At 41.5% G+C, this 16,942-nt stretch carries 15 protein-coding genes; 11 read left to right on the top strand and 4 right to left on the bottom strand.

Translation table 11 applies throughout. The annotated features are described in order from the left end of the window. Together gcvH and gcvP are read left to right on the top strand one after the other, a co-directional pair. Window positions 1-393 carry a glycine cleavage system protein GcvH gene (gene gcvH / locus AC4IFO_RS08760; RefSeq protein WP_273827314.1) on the top strand — a complete coding sequence of 131 codons (393 nt, stop codon included), beginning with the start codon at window positions 1-3 and terminating at the stop codon, window positions 391-393. 275 nt (window positions 394-668) lie between these two features. Further along, a complete protein-coding gene (gene gcvP / locus AC4IFO_RS08755; RefSeq protein ID WP_490733556.1) occupies window positions 669-3,545 on the top strand; it encodes an aminomethyl-transferring glycine dehydrogenase in 2,877 nt (958 codons plus the stop codon). 93 nt (window positions 3,546-3,638) lie between these two features. On the opposite strand, the gene AC4IFO_RS08750 is transcribed toward gcvP, so the two are convergent. The 3 genes from AC4IFO_RS08750 to ygfZ form a co-directional block, all read right to left on the bottom strand. Continuing rightward, window positions 3,639-4,535, bottom strand: coding sequence for a YncE family protein (locus AC4IFO_RS08750; protein ID WP_490733554.1), 897 nt, complete (start codon window positions 4,533-4,535; stop codon window positions 3,639-3,641). Between the two features lie 185 nt (window positions 4,536-4,720). Next, complete coding sequence (locus tag AC4IFO_RS08745; RefSeq protein WP_490733552.1) at window positions 4,721-5,341, bottom strand: HD domain-containing protein; 621 nt, start codon at window positions 5,339-5,341, stop codon at window positions 4,721-4,723. 11 nt (window positions 5,342-5,352) lie between these two features. Continuing rightward, entirely contained in the window at window positions 5,353-6,339 is a 987-nt protein-coding gene (gene ygfZ, locus AC4IFO_RS08740) for a tRNA-modifying protein YgfZ (protein WP_490733550.1), read from the bottom strand. Between the two features lie 249 nt (window positions 6,340-6,588). Here ygfZ and sdhE point away from each other — a divergent pair, with 249 nt between their 5' ends. Together sdhE and AC4IFO_RS08730 are read left to right on the top strand one after the other, a co-directional pair. Next, window positions 6,589-6,855, top strand: a complete 267-nt coding sequence (gene sdhE, locus AC4IFO_RS08735) for an FAD assembly factor SdhE (RefSeq protein ID WP_490733548.1) — start codon at window positions 6,589-6,591, stop codon at window positions 6,853-6,855. After that, window positions 6,836-7,246 (top strand): protein YgfX, encoded by a 411-nt coding sequence (locus AC4IFO_RS08730; RefSeq protein ID WP_490733546.1) that lies wholly within the window; start codon window positions 6,836-6,838, stop codon window positions 7,244-7,246. The genes sdhE and AC4IFO_RS08730 overlap by 20 nt, the downstream gene beginning before the upstream one ends. Before the next feature lie 53 nt (window positions 7,247-7,299). On the opposite strand, the gene fldB is transcribed toward AC4IFO_RS08730, so the two are convergent. Then, complete coding sequence (fldB, locus tag AC4IFO_RS08725; RefSeq protein WP_490733544.1) at window positions 7,300-7,818, bottom strand: flavodoxin FldB; 519 nt, start codon at window positions 7,816-7,818, stop codon at window positions 7,300-7,302. Window positions 7,819-7,935: 117 nt separating this feature from the next. Between fldB and xerD the strand changes: the two genes are divergently transcribed. The 7 genes from xerD to AC4IFO_RS08690 form a co-directional block, all read left to right on the top strand. After that, window positions 7,936-8,838, top strand: a complete 903-nt coding sequence (gene xerD / locus AC4IFO_RS08720) for a site-specific tyrosine recombinase XerD (protein WP_490733542.1) — start codon at window positions 7,936-7,938, stop codon at window positions 8,836-8,838. A gap of 17 nt (window positions 8,839-8,855) precedes the next feature. Then, window positions 8,856-9,560: a bifunctional protein-disulfide isomerase/oxidoreductase DsbC gene (gene dsbC / locus AC4IFO_RS08715; protein ID WP_490733541.1), complete on the top strand. Its 705-nt coding sequence runs from the start codon at window positions 8,856-8,858 to the stop codon at window positions 9,558-9,560. Window positions 9,561-9,569: 9 nt separating this feature from the next. After that, window positions 9,570-11,303 (top strand): single-stranded-DNA-specific exonuclease RecJ, encoded by a 1,734-nt coding sequence (gene recJ / locus AC4IFO_RS08710; RefSeq protein ID WP_490733539.1) that lies wholly within the window; start codon window positions 9,570-9,572, stop codon window positions 11,301-11,303. 128 nt (window positions 11,304-11,431) lie between these two features. Beyond that, window positions 11,432-12,533, top strand: a protein-coding gene (gene prfB / locus AC4IFO_RS08705; protein WP_490733537.1) for a peptide chain release factor 2 whose coding sequence is annotated in 2 segments (ribosomal slippage) — window positions 11,432-11,509 and window positions 11,511-12,533 — 1,101 coding nt in all. Because the reading frame shifts where the segments join, the coding sequence is not laid out codon by codon here. A gap of 7 nt (window positions 12,534-12,540) precedes the next feature. Then, complete coding sequence (gene lysS / locus AC4IFO_RS08700) at window positions 12,541-14,055, top strand: lysine--tRNA ligase (RefSeq protein ID WP_490733535.1); 1,515 nt, start codon at window positions 12,541-12,543, stop codon at window positions 14,053-14,055. Window positions 14,056-14,871: 816 nt separating this feature from the next. Further along, entirely contained in the window at window positions 14,872-15,417 is a 546-nt protein-coding gene (locus AC4IFO_RS08695; protein ID WP_490733533.1) for a YuaE family lipoprotein, read from the top strand. A gap of 20 nt (window positions 15,418-15,437) precedes the next feature. After that, window positions 15,438-16,942, top strand: a 1,505-nt coding sequence (locus AC4IFO_RS08690; protein WP_490733531.1) for a hypothetical protein, incomplete at its 3' end; no start/stop codon positions are given.

Genomic DNA, 16,942 nt, shown 5'->3' with positions numbered 1-16,942 from the left:
ATGAGCAATACACCTAAAGAGTTAATGTATACCCGTGAACATGAGTGGCTGCGTGATGAAGGCAATGGTGAATATACCGTTGGTATCACAGAACATGCGCAAGAAACGTTAGGGGACATGGTGTTTGTGGATTTACCTGAAGTGGGTAATGTCGTGAGCGCAGGTGATGATGTAGCAGTGGTTGAGTCTGTAAAAGCCGCGTCTGATATCTATGCACCACTGAGCGGCGAAATTGTGGCAGTGAACAGTGAACTGAGCGATTCTCCAGAGCTGGTGAACGAACAGCCGTATCAAGAAGGTTGGATTTTCCGCATTAAAGCATCGGATACCGCAGAGTTGGCGGATTTGATTGATGCGGCTGGGTATAATTCTATGATTGAAGCTGAAGAATAGTTTATTCGTCATATTTTGTGTTGTGGCGGTGTTGGCTGCACTCGACAACTTGGGTCACATACTGGTGTATGCTCCCCAAGATTGTCTCGCTTGCTGCCTAGCCACAACGCAAACTAGATAGAATAAACACCTTTTAGAGTGTTAAAAAAGACAAATAGTTAGAAACAAGAAACAAGAAACAATCGCTACATCACTGATTTTGAGTGTTATCTCGCAAGTTCCGTAATAACCGCCCGACAACTTATGCATAGCAGACAAAGGATGGGAACACAGATATGTCGATGTCACTGAGTCAATTAGAAAACCGTTCAGAATTTATCTCGCGCCACATTGGTTCTTCAGAACAACAAATAAAAACCATGTTAGATACCGTGGGGGCGTCATCGCTCGATAACCTAATGGATAAAATTGTGCCGAAGGCCATTTTACTTCCAGAGCCGCCAAGAGTAGGCGGCGGAGCCACCGAACAAGAAGCATTGGCTGAATTAAAAGCCATTGCATCGTTGAATAAACGCTACAAAAGTTACATTGGGATGGGCTATGCACCTGCCGTATTACCTCCTGTTATCTTACGTAACTTACTGGAAAATCCGGGCTGGTATACAGCTTATACGCCTTATCAACCTGAAGTTTCCCAAGGCCGCTTAGAATCTCTGCTCAATTTCCAACAGCTCACCATTGACCTAACTGGGTTAGACCTTGCCTCTGCATCATTATTGGATGAAGCCACGGCTGCGGCAGAAGCGATGGCGATGGCGAAACGCATTAGCAAATTAAAAAATGCAGAACGCTTCTTTGTGGCGGATGATGTTCACCCGCAAACCCTTGATGTGGTACGCACGCGTGCAGGGACTTTCGGTTTTGAAATTATTGTCGACAGTGCTGACAAAGTTTTAGAACACGAGGGCGTGTTTGGTGTGCTGTTACAACAAGTCGGCACAACAGGTAATGTCCATGATTACACTGATCTGCTTGCTCAATTAAAAGCGCGCCAAATTGTCAGTTGCGTTGCGTCAGAAATGATGGCACTTGTGCTATTAACTGCACCGGGTAAACAAGGGGCAGATATTGTTTTCGGTTCCGCGCAACGTTTTGGTGTACCGATGGGCTATGGCGGTCCACATGCGGCGTTTTTTGCTTGTCGCGATGAGTTTAAACGCGCCATGCCGGGTCGTATTATTGGAGTTTCCCGTGATGCAGCGGGCAATACTGCGCTACGTATGGCAATGCAAACCCGTGAGCAACATATTCGCCGTGAAAAAGCGAACTCCAATATTTGTACTTCCCAAGTCTTGCTGGCAAATATTGCCGCCATGTACGCGGTATATCATGGCCCTGAAGGGCTTAAATTGATTGCAGGGCGTATCCATCGCTTTACCTCTATTTTAGCGAAAGCATTAGCGGATGCGGGTTTCACATCACGCCATAAAACTTGGTTTGATACCTTAGCGATTGAAGTGGCCGATAAAACCGCAGTGTTAGCGCGTGCAGAAAAAGCAAAAATCAATTTACGAACCGATATTCATGGTGCTGTAGGTCTTACGTTGAGTGAAACAACCACTCGCCACGATATTAATGAATTATTCGCCGTAATAACTGGTTCTGATGACAAATTAAATTTTGAAAAACTAGACCAGCAAGTGGCTGAAAATGAACAAGCCATCCCTGCAGCATTACAGCGTAAAGACGAAATCTTAGCGCATCCTAATTTCCACCGTTACCACAGCGAAACGGAAATGATGCGTTATATGCACAGTTTAGAACGCAAAGATTTAGCGTTGAACCAAGCGATGATCCCACTCGGTTCTTGTACCATGAAGCTCAATGCCGCTGCGGAAATGATCCCGATTACGTGGCCAGAATTTGGGGAATTACACCCATTCTGCCCTGCGGATCAAGCGCAAGGTTATCATCAAATGATTGAGCAGCTTTCCCATTGGTTGGTGCAATTAACCGGTTACGATGCAGTTTGCATGCAGCCAAACTCCGGTGCTCAAGGGGAATATGCTGGCCTGTTAGCGATTCGCCGTTACCATGAAAGCCGCAATGAAGGCGCGCGTAATATTTGTTTGATCCCAGCTTCGGCACACGGGACTAACCCAGCCTCTGCCCATATGGCGGGAATGGAAGTGGTGGTAGTGCGTTGTGATGATGAAGGTAATATCGATTTAACAGATTTACGTGAAAAAGCGCAGCAGCACAGCAACGATTTATCCTGTGTGATGGTCACTTATCCATCAACGCATGGGGTGTACGAAGAAAGTATTCGCGAAGTGTGTGAAATTATTCACCAACATGGTGGGCAAGTGTACCTTGATGGTGCCAACATGAATGCGCAGGTTGGGTTGACGACGCCGGGCTTTATTGGCGCGGATGTTTCTCACCTTAATTTACATAAAACGTTCTGTATCCCACACGGTGGTGGTGGCCCAGGTATGGGGCCTATCGGTGTGAAAAAGCATCTCGCACCTTTTGTGCCGGGGCATTCCGTAGTCGAATTAGATATGGTTACTGACCAAGGCGCCGTTTCTGCTGCTCCGTTTGGTAGTGCATCAATCTTACCGATTAGCTGGATGTATATTCGCATGATGGGCTCGTATGGCTTAAGAAAGGCAAGCCAAGTGGCAATTTTGAATGCGAACTATATCGCTAAGCGCCTTGCGGGTCGTTATGACATTCTGTACACAGGGCAAGAAGGCTATGTGGCTCACGAATGTATCGTCGATTTACGTCCTATCAAGAAAGATACTGGGATCAGCGAATTAGATATTGCTAAGCGTTTGATTGACTATGGCTTCCATGCACCAACAATGTCTTTCCCAGTCGCGGGAACATTGATGATTGAACCGACTGAGTCTGAAAGTATCACAGAAATCAATCGTTTCATTGACGCGATGCTAGCGATACGTGATGAAATTGACCAAGTGGTTGAAGGGAAATGGACGTTAGAGGATAACCCACTGGTGAATTCTCCACACGTGCAAACTGAACTGGCGAGTGACTGGCCACATGCTTATAGTCGCGAGCTAGCCGTATTCCCAACGGAACAAACCAAAGCGAATAAATATTGGCCAGCGGTAAAACGCCTTGATGATGTCTATGGCGACCGTCATTTGCATTGTTCATGTGTACCGATTGAAGAGTATATGTAACAGTCCGAATTGGTAAACTAGATATATTTAGTTGGATCAGTATTAGGCTTGCTTCCTTTTTCATTGGGGCAAGCCTTTTTACTTTTCTATCGTTTAACCAGAATATTGGTCAATACCTGTAAAGCCGTTACCTTGGTAAAGCTTTTCAACCTCACCCGTTGTTATATTCGCTTGATATACGCCGCCAAGGAGATCGGCGACATACATCAGTTGTGCCGATTTATCGTAAGTTAGACCTATTGTTTCCTTGAATCCTCGGCTGATTACGCGGTGATCTGTGAGCCCATGAAGGGTCACGTTGGCACAGTTTAGGCTATTACCATCAGGTTCAGCACCTCTATCCGTCCAATATAAAATATTCGCTTCTTCATCGAGTAATAAATCGATAGGCTCAGGTAAATTAGCCAAGAGTAACTGAATATCACTGCGGCTTTCGGGGGATTGCGAATTTTCAGGGCTTAATGGCGCTCTAAAGAGACGGCCTAAATTCCCTTTCGGTGTTCCTTTTTGCGTCCAGTAAATCCAATTATTTTTTATATCAATGGCAATGCCTACACATTGTTCAAGTATATCAACTTGATCATTTTTATCTCTCGGCCTTGCAATGTGGGTGATTAGATCGGAACCATCAATGCGGCAGGAAGAAACCATTCCACCTTCACGATCGCACCAATACAACCGTTGATTGAGCAGATCGAGTTGTAATTGTTTGGGGGTTCTTATTGCTCCTTTGCCTAATAGCATTTTTCTATTGCTACCATCAAAGTGCATAACATTGATTGAGCCATCATTTTCATCAAAATTATCCCCCATATTGCTCCAATAGATTAAGCGATTATCAGGATCAACGGCGATACCGTCAGGTGTACCACCGAGACCTTCAATGAGTGGCATCAGGTGATGAGTTGATTTATTGAACTGAACAATAGAAGGGGAATGAATATCAAGCAATAATAAATAAGGGGAAGCATTTTTATTGTCTTTTGGCATATTTGACCTCATTGACAGCGAATAAAAACTATATAAAAGATAAATTACTAGGAAATTATTTATCTAAGTATAATTTAATTTAATAGATTGCTATTAATTAGGTTAGTTTCATTTAAGGGGCGGTAAGTGAAGAGATGCTTTCAGGGGTCGGCTAAAGCGACAGAAAAGCCGCTTTAGCCTATTAATTAAAGTAGCCAACCTTTTTGTTGGGCAAGCTCTAATTGTTGTTTAAGCTGTTGGTAAAACTCAGGAAGAATTTGCTCAATGTAATCACATTTGCTGAGCACTTGTTCGAGTCGAATATGATTTTCGACCCAGCTTTGCCCTTGATTATGCAAATTCATCAGCATTGGCATTGCCCTATCAATCGCATTCGCATAGACCGACTCAGGGGTTTCTAATGCATCATATTCATTCCACAGCGCCAACAATGTTGCGTTTTGTGGGCTAGGTAGAAGGTTAAAAATACGGTTTGCGGCTTTGACTTCCTCTGCATGAATAGCATCACGAGCTGCATTATCGAAAACCAATACATCACCCGCATCAATTTCAACAATGTCATGCACGAGAGCCAGTTTAATCGCATGTTCGATATTCACGCCTTGAACATAAGGCGCAAAACTCATTGCCGCAACGGCAAATTGCCAGCTGTGTTCCGCCGTATTTTCGTGGCGTTCACGGTTGAGCAACTTATTTTTACGATAAACACTTTTTAGTTTATCCAGTTCCATTAAAAATTGGACGACTTCAGTAAAAGCCCCAAAATTGACCACCTCAGCGGGCTTGTTACTTAATGCTGATGACATAAAAACCTCAATTAATGTTCTTCTTCTAATGAATAAGGTAAAGCAGCAATGGTTAAATGGCTTTGTTCATCGGCCATAACGCGGAAAACACTGTCGGCTTCCATATCGTTATTCATAATGATTTGCACATAAATTTCGCCATTACCTAAGCGTACAGCGGCAAGGACAGTACCTGTACGGCGCCATTTGTCACCTAATTGCCATTCAACGCCTTCACCAATAGTGGGAAGTGTTGTGGCAGTGCCTTTTAGTAAATACATTGCACGTTTATTGGCACCACGGAATTTTGCTCGAGCCACCATTTCTTGGCCGGTATAACAGCCTTTTTTAAAGCTGATCCCATGAGGAAGTGCTTGCAGATTTGTAGCTTGCGGTAAGTGCTGCGCACTATTTTCTTGGTCAATAACAGCAAAACCCGCTTCAAGCTCTAACGCAAGCCATTGATCATCACCGACTTGAACAGCACTTAATGTGTCAGATATCTTTTGTGCTATGTCTTCAGTGGCTATCACTAAGAAGCGTTCTGCAGGGAGTGAAAAGTACAACAACGTGGCATCGCCCTCAGTGACAACTTGGTTTTGCTCATCAGGTAATGTGGTAAACAACGTTGCGAGTGCTTCTCTTGCCCCTTTTCCTGCAACACCCAGCAATTTCAGTTCAGGTTTTTTCTCAAATGTAATCTTAGAGAAAACTGCATATTTTTTGAGCTCAGCTAATTGTGAATCTGCAACGCTGCGTCTAAGCAAATAAGAAAAACCATCTAAATGATGGAATAGGCGTAGGTCGCTCCACATTTTGCCTTTTGGATCACAGTGTGCTGTTAAGGCATGGGCTTGTGTCAGTGTTGCGATATCCGCGGTCACTTGCCCTTGCAGGTATTTTTCTGCGTCGAGGCCAGTAAGATGAATGAGTTCCCAGTTTTCCAGTGAAATCAAAACGAGTGGTAAAGACTGAGATTCAAGGGGAAATTGCTGTGTACTATCAATGTGGGTAGTCATGATTTCACCTGTTGTTCTTTGATAGATAAAGGTGCTTAATGGTAAAATAGCTAGATAACATTGCAAGTAGTTATTATGATGCAGCTTGCATTATCTCGGATTTTTTTAGCACCTGTTTGTAGAAAAACGGCATTTTACTACTAAAATTACAACAATGTAGTCTATGACATGTTTTCTTCGTAGATAATCTGTTAGAGTATTGAAAATAATCAATCTTATCAGTTAACTGCAACAAAAGGTCGTAGTGGAATGGATATTGAGAATAAAGCACGAATTCATTGGGCGTGTCGGCGTGGAATGCGTGAGCTAGATATTTCAATCATGCCGTTTTTTGAGTATGAATACGATAGCTTATCAACGCAAGACAAACAGATATTTGTTCGTTTATTAGAGTGTGCGGATCCAGACTTATTCAATTGGTTAATGAATCACGGTCGTCCAGAGGATGACGAGCTGTTCCGTATGGTTAAACTCATTCAGGAAAAAAATAAAAATCGTGGTCCTGTGGAAATCTAATCTCTCCATTTCGTGGAAGACACAATTTTTTTCTACCTGTGTTCATGGCGCAGTCGGTATATTTTTACTGCTTGCACCATGGTCACCAGGTAATTCCATGTTTTGGCTACCATTGTTGGTCATCGTGGTCGCCAGTTGGGCAAAAAGCCAAAAAAATATCAGCAAAATAAAAGGTGTCGCCGTGCTGGTAAATGGCAATAAAGTTCAATGGAAGAAAAACGAATGGAATATCGTGAAAGCGCCATGGCTAAGCCGTTATGGTGTGTTACTTACATTAGAAGCGTTGCAAGGCAAGGCACAAAAAATTCATTTGTGGGTAGCCAAAGATTCAGTTTCAGAAGAAAACTGGCGGAATCTCAATCAGCTATTGCTCCAATACCCTGATATTTAAAAGTAAATGGATTAACGCCTAATAGGAACATGATTTACCGCCAGAATTGCGTCTTAAAGAGACGCTTCGATTTCTTGTAAAATTTGCACACACCACTGTGCAATGCGCTCATCAGTTTGCTCAAATTGATGCACTTCATCAAGGGCTAACCCAACAAACATGTCACCAGTTTCATTCAAAGGTTTAGGGCTATCAAAGGTGTAACCATCCGTTGGCCAGAAACCAATAAACTGTACGCCTGTGGGTTTAAGTTGATGATAAAGCAATCCAAGAGCATCAAGGAACCATTCGCTATAATCTATTTGATCGCCTAACCCATACATAGCAACAATTTTGCCTGTTAAGTTAAGATTGGGAAGCGCGTCCCAAATTTCTAGCCAGTCTTCCTGTATTTCACCAAAATCCCACGTAGGTATTCCCAAAATCAGAATATCGTACTGTTCCATTTCACTGGGAGGGGTATCGTTGACATTATGCAGCGTGACGAAATCATCACCGAGAATGTCACGTATTTTTTCGGCAACCATTTCGGTATAACAGGTACTAGAACCGTAAAAAAGACCTATTTTCATATATATTATTACTATGTCCAGCTATGGTTTTTATCACAAGAAGGGTATTGTAACAGATGCACCCCCATGCAGGCATAATAGAATCGTGTGGTATTATTCAAAGGAAACGAATTGGTCGTGGAAACAAAACACCTTAATCCATTAATTGAACAATTTCTTGATACAATTTGGCTTGAACAAGATTTAGCTGAAAATACATTAGCCTCGTATCGAAATGACCTTCAATCGCTAGATAAATGGCTTGATGCGCATCAGTTGCATTTAGAAAGCGTTCAATCAATTGATTTACAATCTTTTCTCGCAGAGCGTATCGATGGCGGCTACAAAGCGGCAAGCTCAGCGCGTTTATTAAGTGCGATGCGGCGTTTATTTCAATATTTATATCGTGAAAAACTGCGGGCGGATGACCCTTCAGCTGTTATAGCAGCACCTAAAATACCGCAGCGATTACCAAAAGACCTTAGTGAACAGCAAGTGGACGATTTATTAAATGCGCCTGCAACAGAAGACTCGCTAGAATTGCGTGACAAAGCCATGCTAGAGGTTTTATATGCCTGTGGTTTACGTGTTTCTGAGCTGATCGGTTTAACGTTTTCTGACATTAGTTTGCGCCAAGGCGTCATCCGTGTTGTCGGGAAAGGCGATAAAGAAAGATTGATTCCTTTGGGGGAAGAGGCAATATATTGGCTGGAAAAATACATTGATGAAGGCCGCCCTGATTTATTAAAGGGTAAAACCAGCGATATTTTGTTTCCAAGTAAACGTGGAACAAAAATGACCCGGCAAACATTTTGGCATCGAATAAAGTATTACGCGGTGCTGGCACAAATTGATGCGGAATCGCTCTCGCCCCACGTCCTTAGACATGCCTTTGCAACACATTTATTGAACCATGGGGCAGATTTACGTGTCGTACAGATGTTATTAGGACACAGCGATTTATCAACAACGCAAATTTATACTCATGTTGCGACGGAACGATTACGTGCGCTACATGAACAACATCATCCAAGAGGATGACAATTAAAGGATTATTAATGAAACGTAAATGGCTATTATTGGCAGCAGCTTGCTTTGTTGCAATGACGACAACTACCTATGCTGCAACAGAAGAAAAAGTCATTCGTGATACATTGGCAAAATACGATATGACAGTAGAGTCGATTAAACCTTCGCCTATTGTCGGGTTAAATGTCGTAGAAACTACGACAGGTATTGTGTACATCACGGATGATGGTAAGTATTTACTTCAGGGGCCGATTTACGATATGAGTGGAAAAACCCCAGTCAATATTAGTAATCAACCGTTAATGAAAAAGGTAGAAGCCCTCAAAAATGAAATGATTTATTTCAAAGCGCCGCAAGAAAAATACGTGGTGACGGTTTTTACCGATATCAGTTGCGGCTATTGTAAAAAGCTCCATGAAACTGTAGGCGAACTTAATAGCAAAGGTGTGACGGTGCGTTATCTTGCTTACCCTCGTCAAGGTGCCCAAAGTGATGTGGGTAAAAAAATGGCGTCTATCTGGTGTAATGGCTTACCACAAAATGCGTTAACACAAGCGTTTAAAGGCGAAGAAGTCGCGATGATTGATAACTGTAAAATTGATCTAAGTAAGCATATGAGTGTTGCTAACTTATTTAAAGTGACAGGTACCCCTGCGATTATTTTACCTGATGGTCAAATGCTACCTGGCTTCCTAAAACCTGATGCGCTTATTCAATTACTCGACGAAAAATAGTTAATTATTGTGAATGTAGAAACTTTTTTACGACAACGGCACGTTGATGGTGAGTCCGCTCAACTTCCAGGGCTCCCTGAATTATTGCAGCGCATTTACCTGCATCGTGGTATCACGGATATGGCTCAGCTAGAGCGTAAAGCCACAAATTTGCTGGATTATCGTTCGCTATCAGGCATTGAAAATGCACTTGTCTTACTTTACCGAGCACTGACGGAGCATGAATCCATTACCATTGTAGGGGATTTTGATGCGGATGGTGCAACAAGTACAGCACTGGCTATTCGCGCATTAAAATCGATGGGCTATGTCAATTTAAATTATATCGTACCGAATCGTTTTGAAAATGGTTATGGGTTAACACCGTTGGTGGTAGAAGAAGCTCACAAGCGGGGGGCAAATTTAATTATCACCGTGGATAATGGAATTTCATCTCATGAAGGCGTAGCCGTTGCAAAGCAATATGGGATTAATGTCATTATTACCGATCACCATTTGCCGGGTGAAACACTACCTGAAGCCGACGCTATTATTAACCCAAACCTCAATGAGTGCCACTTCGGCTCAAAATCATTAGCGGGCGTCGGGGTGACATTTTATTTAATGTCGGCACTGCGCGCACATTTACGCCAAAAAGAATGGTTTATCCAACAAGGGTTAAGCGAACCTAATTTAGCGGAATATCTTGATTTGGTGGCATTAGGTACAGTGGCGGACGTGGTGCCCCTTGATACCAACAATCGGATACTGGTTCACCAAGGATTAAACCGTGTTCGAGCAGGGCGTTGCTGCGCAGGTATTAAGGCGTTAGTTGAAGTTTCAAAACGTGATTTATCGAGGCTTGTTGCCAATGATTTTGGCTTTGCGCTTGGTCCGCGATTAAATGCGGCAGGTCGGTTGGATGATATGTCAGTGAGTATTGAGTTATTGCTGACTGATGATATGGCCTATGCGAGGGAGCTTGCTAACGAATTAGATGGGTTAAATCAAGCTCGTCGTGAAATTGAACAAGGAATGCAGCAAGAAGCATCCGTTCTTTTTAATAAATTTGAGTACAGCGATAATCAATTACCAAACGGCCTTGCCATCTATCACCCAGAATGGCACCAAGGGGTTGTTGGAATTCTAGCCTCTCGAATTAAAGAACAATATCACCGACCTGTGATTGCATTTGCGCCTGCCGGGGATGGTGTACTGAAAGGCTCTGGGCGTTCAGTTCAAGGTGTGCATATGCGCGATGCCCTTGAACGGCTTAATACGCTGCAACCAGGCTTAATGCAAAAGTTTGGCGGTCATGCAATGGCCGCAGGGTTGACCTTAGAAGAAAATAATTTTGCAGATTTTAAGCACCATTTTGAGCTTTTAATGGGCGAGCTTATTGCTCCTGAGCAACTTGCCGGTGTTGTTTGGAGCGATGGTGAACTTTCTCGCAACGAGTTTTGCCTAGAAACCGCAGAACTCATTCGTGAAAGTGGGCCGTGGGGGCAATCGTTCCCTGAGCCTGTATTTGATGGCCATTTTCAGTTATTACAGCAGCGTTTAGTGGGGGAGCGTCACCTTAAACTGATGTTAGAACCTATAAACGGTGGGCCAATGCTTGATGCGATTATGTTTAATATTGATGTGCGTAGGTGGCCGGATAACAGTATTAAAAAAGCTAAAATTGCATTTAAGCTCGACGTAAATGAATATCGCGGGCAAAAAAGTGTACAGCTGATGGTTGAACATATTTGGCCTGATTAATCATAAATATGTTGGGGTAACTTAGGCTGAATTAGCACCTCAGAGCGCTATAAACCTGTGATAAATTCCGTTATACTAAATGGTTTGTAAATAAAAAATTATTTTTGACCAACCATAAGATATTGAAAATGACGTTTGAAATAAACCCAGTAAAAAGTAAGATTCAGGACCTGTCTGATCGGACAGCGGTTCTGAGGGGGTATCTTTGACTATGATGCCAAGAAAGAACGCTTAGAAGAAGTCAACGCAGAGCTTGAGCAACCTGATGTCTGGAATGAGCCAGAAAGGGCGCAAGCACTCGGTAAAGAACGCTCATCCCTTGAGGCGATAGTTGAAACAATCGATCAGCTAACACAAGGCCTTGAAGATGTTGAAGGTTTATTAGAGTTGGCGGTTGAAGCTGACGATGAAGACACATTCAACGAGGCCGGTGCTGAGTTAGAGCAACTGCAAGGGAAATTAGAGCAGCTGGAGTTTCGCCGTATGTTCTCTGGTGAATATGACAGTGCTGATTGCTATATTGACTTACAAGCAGGTTCTGGTGGCACTGAAGCTCAAGATTGGGCAAGTATGTTATTACGCATGTACTTGCGTTGGGCTGAGTCAAAGGGCTTTAAAACCGAGATTATTGAAGAGTCTGATGGTGACGTTGCGGGTCTAAAATCAGCAACAGTGAAAATTATTGGTGATTACGCTTACGGCTGGTTAAGAACGGAAACGGGTGTTCACCGTTTGGTTCGAAAGAGTCCATTTGACTCCGGTGGGCGTCGTCACACTTCGTTTAGCTCGGCCTTTATTTACCCTGAAGTTGATGACGATATTGATATCGAAATTAACCCTGCGGATTTACGTATTGATGTGTACCGCGCTTCAGGTGCGGGTGGTCAGCACGTAAACAAAACGGAATCAGCGGTACGTATCACCCATATTCCAACGAATATTGTGACGCAGTGCCAGAACGACCGTTCGCAGCATAAAAATAAAGACCAAGCGATGCGCCAGTTAAAAGCGAAGCTATATGAACTGGAAATGCAAAAGAAAAATGCAGACAAGCAAGCGATGGAAGAGAACAAATCAGACATTGGCTGGGGAAGCCAGATTCGTTCTTATGTCCTTGATGATGCAAGAATAAAAGATTTACGTACTGGTGTGGAAACGCGTAACACGCAAGCCGTGCTGGATGGTGATTTGGATAAATTCATTGAAGCTAGTTTAAAAGCTGGCCTGTGAGGAAAAAATGTCTCAAGAGCAACAGGGTGCAGAACAAGCTCCCGATTTGAATAACGAACTGAAAACCCGTAAAGAAAAACTCGCGGCGTTGCGTGAAAAAGGAATTCCATTCCCAAATGATTTTCGTCGTGAAGATCTTTCTGACAAAATTCATGCGCAGTATGGTGAAAAGTCATCAGAAGAATTGGAAGACTTAAATATTGAAGTCTCTATTGCGGGTCGTATGATGACTCGCCGTATCATGGGTAAAGCCTCATTTGCAACATTGCAAGATGTCGGCGGGCGTATTCAAATCTACGTATCTCGTGATGATTTAGCCGAAGGCGTTTATAACGAACAGTTCAAAAAATGGGACTTAGGTGACATTTTAGGTGCCAAAGGTCGTTTATTTAAAACGAAAACAGGCGAACTGACGGTTCACTGCCATGAAGTTCGTTTATTAACGAAAGCCTTGCGCCCGCTACCAGACAAATTTCACGGTTTATCAGACCAAGAAACACGTTATCGCCAGCGTTATTTGGATTTGATTGCAAATGATGAATCACGTAATACGTTCATTGTGCGCTCTAAAATCTTAGCTGAAGTGCGTAATTTTATGGTTGCCCGCCATTTTATGGAAGTTGAAACCCCAATGATGCAAGTCATTCCTGGTGGTGCATCAGCGCGTCCATTTATTACGCATCACAATGCGTTAGATATTGATATGTATCTGCGTATTGCACCAGAACTGTACTTAAAACGTCTCGTTGTTGGTGGTTTCGAACGTGTTTTCGAAATTAACCGTAACTTCCGTAATGAAGGTTTATCACCTCGCCATAACCCTGAGTTCACCATGATGGAACTCTATATGGCGTATGCAGATTACCGTGACCTGATTGAATTAACGGAAGATTTATTCCGTACACTGACACAAAAAGTGTTAGGCAATACAGTCGTTCAGTATGGTGATCAACAGTTTGATTTCGGTCAACCGTTCACTAAATTGACCATGAAGCAAGCTATCTGTAAATATCGTCCAGAAACGAATGTGGCTGACTTAGACGATATGGATAAAGCTGTAGCGATTGCAAAATCGTTAGGTATTAAGATTGAGAAAAGCTGGGGCTTAGGCCGTGTTCAGTGTGAAATCTTCGAAGAAGTTGCGGAAAGTCACTTAATTCAACCAACTTTTATCACTGAATACCCAGCTGAAGTTTCCCCTTTAGCACGCCGTAATGATGATAATCCATTTATTACAGACCGTTTTGAGTTTTTCATTGGTGGTCGCGAAATTGGTAATGGCTTCTCAGAATTAAATGATGCAGAAGACCAAGCAGAACGTTTTGCAGAACAAGTTCGTCAAAAAGACGAAGGTGATGATGAAGCAATGTTCTATGACGAAGACTATGTGACTGCGTTAGAACATGGTTTACCGCCAACTGCGGGTCTTGGTATTGGTATCGACCGTATGGTGATGTTATTCACTAACAGTCATACTATTCGCGACGTTATTTTATTCCCAGCTTTACGTCCGACAAAATAATCTGTGTTATTTTGTGCCCAGATAACTCTGGGCACATTGTTAACTCTTATTATGTTCAGTAATTCCTTTCATTTTATCCCTTATATCCACGAATCAATCTAACTAATATCAAAATAATATGTATTTACCTATTTTTATCCTAGGCATTAGCTAATTAGTAAAAAGTAGTCTATATAATAATGTTGAAAATAAATTTGAGTTACGAATGGTATCAATTTAGTATAAGTAATTATGTCAGAGAGTTGGTATACTTACACAGGTATTACATAGGGCCTACGCTGTTTTTTTTAACATAACCCGTTGAGTACACATGAAATTTATTGTTCCTGTCTTTTCTATAATTGGGGTTTAGGTGAAGTTACTTATTTTCAGGTGAAATGGTTATACTAAAATTTTTAAAGCAATATAAAGGCTATTAGACTGATTAAAACACTTTTTTTGTGTGATAAAGCTATTTTATTTGTGAATAAATGTTTCAGCAGCAAGATAAAAAAGAACTCGAATTTTGTGTTATTGAACTGTTATGTTTATGGTTACATAAGCTAGTAAAATAATGTTTAGATAACATAATATAATTAAATGGCACGTTAAAAGTGTTAATTTATGACTGACTTGGTGTATTAATAAGAATAAGCTCATAAAAGTAACGAAAGAGTAGCGATAAAATAAATTTAAAACTAAAATTATTTTAATCTAAATTTATGAGATGACTCTATTTCTACATTCGGACTTATAGAAAATAACTAGTTTTTAGCTTACACTAGGTTTCTTGGACATCATTATAATAGCGAAGAAAAGTACTGGTAAGGTAACCATATGTTTTTAAAAAATAAATTTCATGTTGCATCTTTGCTTATAGCAGGTACGGCTCTTCTTTCTGGCTGTACATTTGGCTCAGACACATATAATACAGCAACGCCGAACACCCCAAAACAAACAGTAAATGCAAATACGACTCCAGTTGCTCCGCAACCTGCTGTAAATGCAACTCAAACTGATGATTCATACCCAGAATCTCAAAAAGTGTTAAATAGCGCTATTAATCGCACTCCGATAGCGACAACAACTTATGGACAAAGTGGCGCTGATCAACAAACGTTTGCACACCTCAATACGTGCGTTAAGGAATTAAACGCACTAAAAACACTTTCACCAAAAGATTACAATCGTTTAGTAGGTTCATTTAAGGAAGTGAGTGATATCAACCGTCTTTACAGAGAAGTTGAAAGCACCGCGAGCCCTGACACAATTGAATTACTGCAAATGGCGATTGAGTCTAAAACGAAAGTACTCTGTGCAAAAGTTCGCTATAACTCAGTATTGTCTACCGAATCAACATTGAAGAAAATTAGTGGATTATGAGAATAAACCTTAGACTTTGTGTGTCGCTGGCACTTGTTACGACATTTTTTAGTCATGCTCCAAAAGCAGACAAATTTAATAGCGTTATTGATGATTTTGATACTTACCTTCATTTGGAAAATGAAGGCAAAGTAAGTGAGCAAAAGCAGCAGCAACAGCCAGTTAATACACAAGCTCAAGGTTACGATATCTTCTCTTCCTTATCGACGGTGCCTGCGCCAAAGGAAAGACAAAAGTCCGCGGCGGCGAATAAAGGAACCAAAGGTAAGACAACGGGTAAAAGAAAATCAGGCGCAGCATCGACTAAGCCAGTCGATGCTGCTAAAACGACACCGATAGAACCAGAAAATACAACCTTTTCTGGAGTTTGCCCGGTGATTGTTGATAATGTATCAGCACCTGTATTGCTTTCATCTTATCCTTATTTTTTTCAAAGTAATCAATGGAACCCTGCGTATCTTGCAAAAGATTTTGCAAAATACCAGCTCGTCCTCGATCCTCTGGGGTTATATTCATCTAAATTTGCACGGCCATCAGGGATAGATGCTACGGCTTATCTTGAACAGCTCGCTAAATTAATTGAACGCCAACAGTTAACCAACTTATATAAATTTGGTATAGCTCAAGGTGTAGGCCAACTTATTGCTTACAATAATTTGTTAAATGATGAGCAGTTAGTTGCTGAGTTAATTAATCACAATAAGAGTATTGCGCAATTAACACAGACAATCGCCGAAAAAGAATTTGAAATTAATAAGCTTAATGACGATGTTAAGCAAAATAAACATCAGATAACGCAGTTACAAGCGTTATTAAATTCATCATCAGATGATCAATCGTTAATTGATACGTTAAACCATAAGCTTGCAGAAGCAGAAAAAACGATTGAACAAAAACAGAATAATTTAACCCAGCTCAGTCAAGAAAATCAGCAAACTCAAGAAACAATTGCTCAGCTTGAAAAACAATTAAATGAGAGTGCAATTGAACAATCAAAAATAAAGCAGCAATTGGCTGAAAAAGAGCAGCAATACGCTGCTGCGAATTTAAAAATTGAGCAATTAACCGCGAATATAGCTAAATTAGAACTGGATGCCAAAAACCAGTTACAGATTGCTGGCAGCACTGATGAGCAAGTGAAATTAGTGACGAATGAGCTATTACAGCAAAAAGAATTGCTTAAACAAAAAGAAACTGAGCTTAACACAGCAAAAAGTGAGAAAGAGGATGTTCAATCTGCTTTAGCTGCACAGCAAGCGGGTATTAAGCAATTAGAACAGCAAAACCAGCAATTATTGGCTCAATTAGCTGAAAAAGAGCAACTTGCTGAGAAAATTCAGGCATCATTAGCAGAAAAAACAGTACAAGCAGAGCAAAAAGTTGTCTTAGAACAAGCACTAAAAGAGGCTCAAACCGCACAAAATGTACTCTCTTCTCAGTTAGCTTCAAGTGAAAAGCAACAAGCTGATTTACAAGCTAAATTAAGCCAAAACGAACAAAATTATGCCACGGCGCAAGCACAGTT

The organism is Providencia sp. UF-224, from assembly GCF_058245955.1.
Note: the sequence above shows the minus strand (reverse complement) of the source record. Positions and strands in the feature narration are given on the sequence as shown.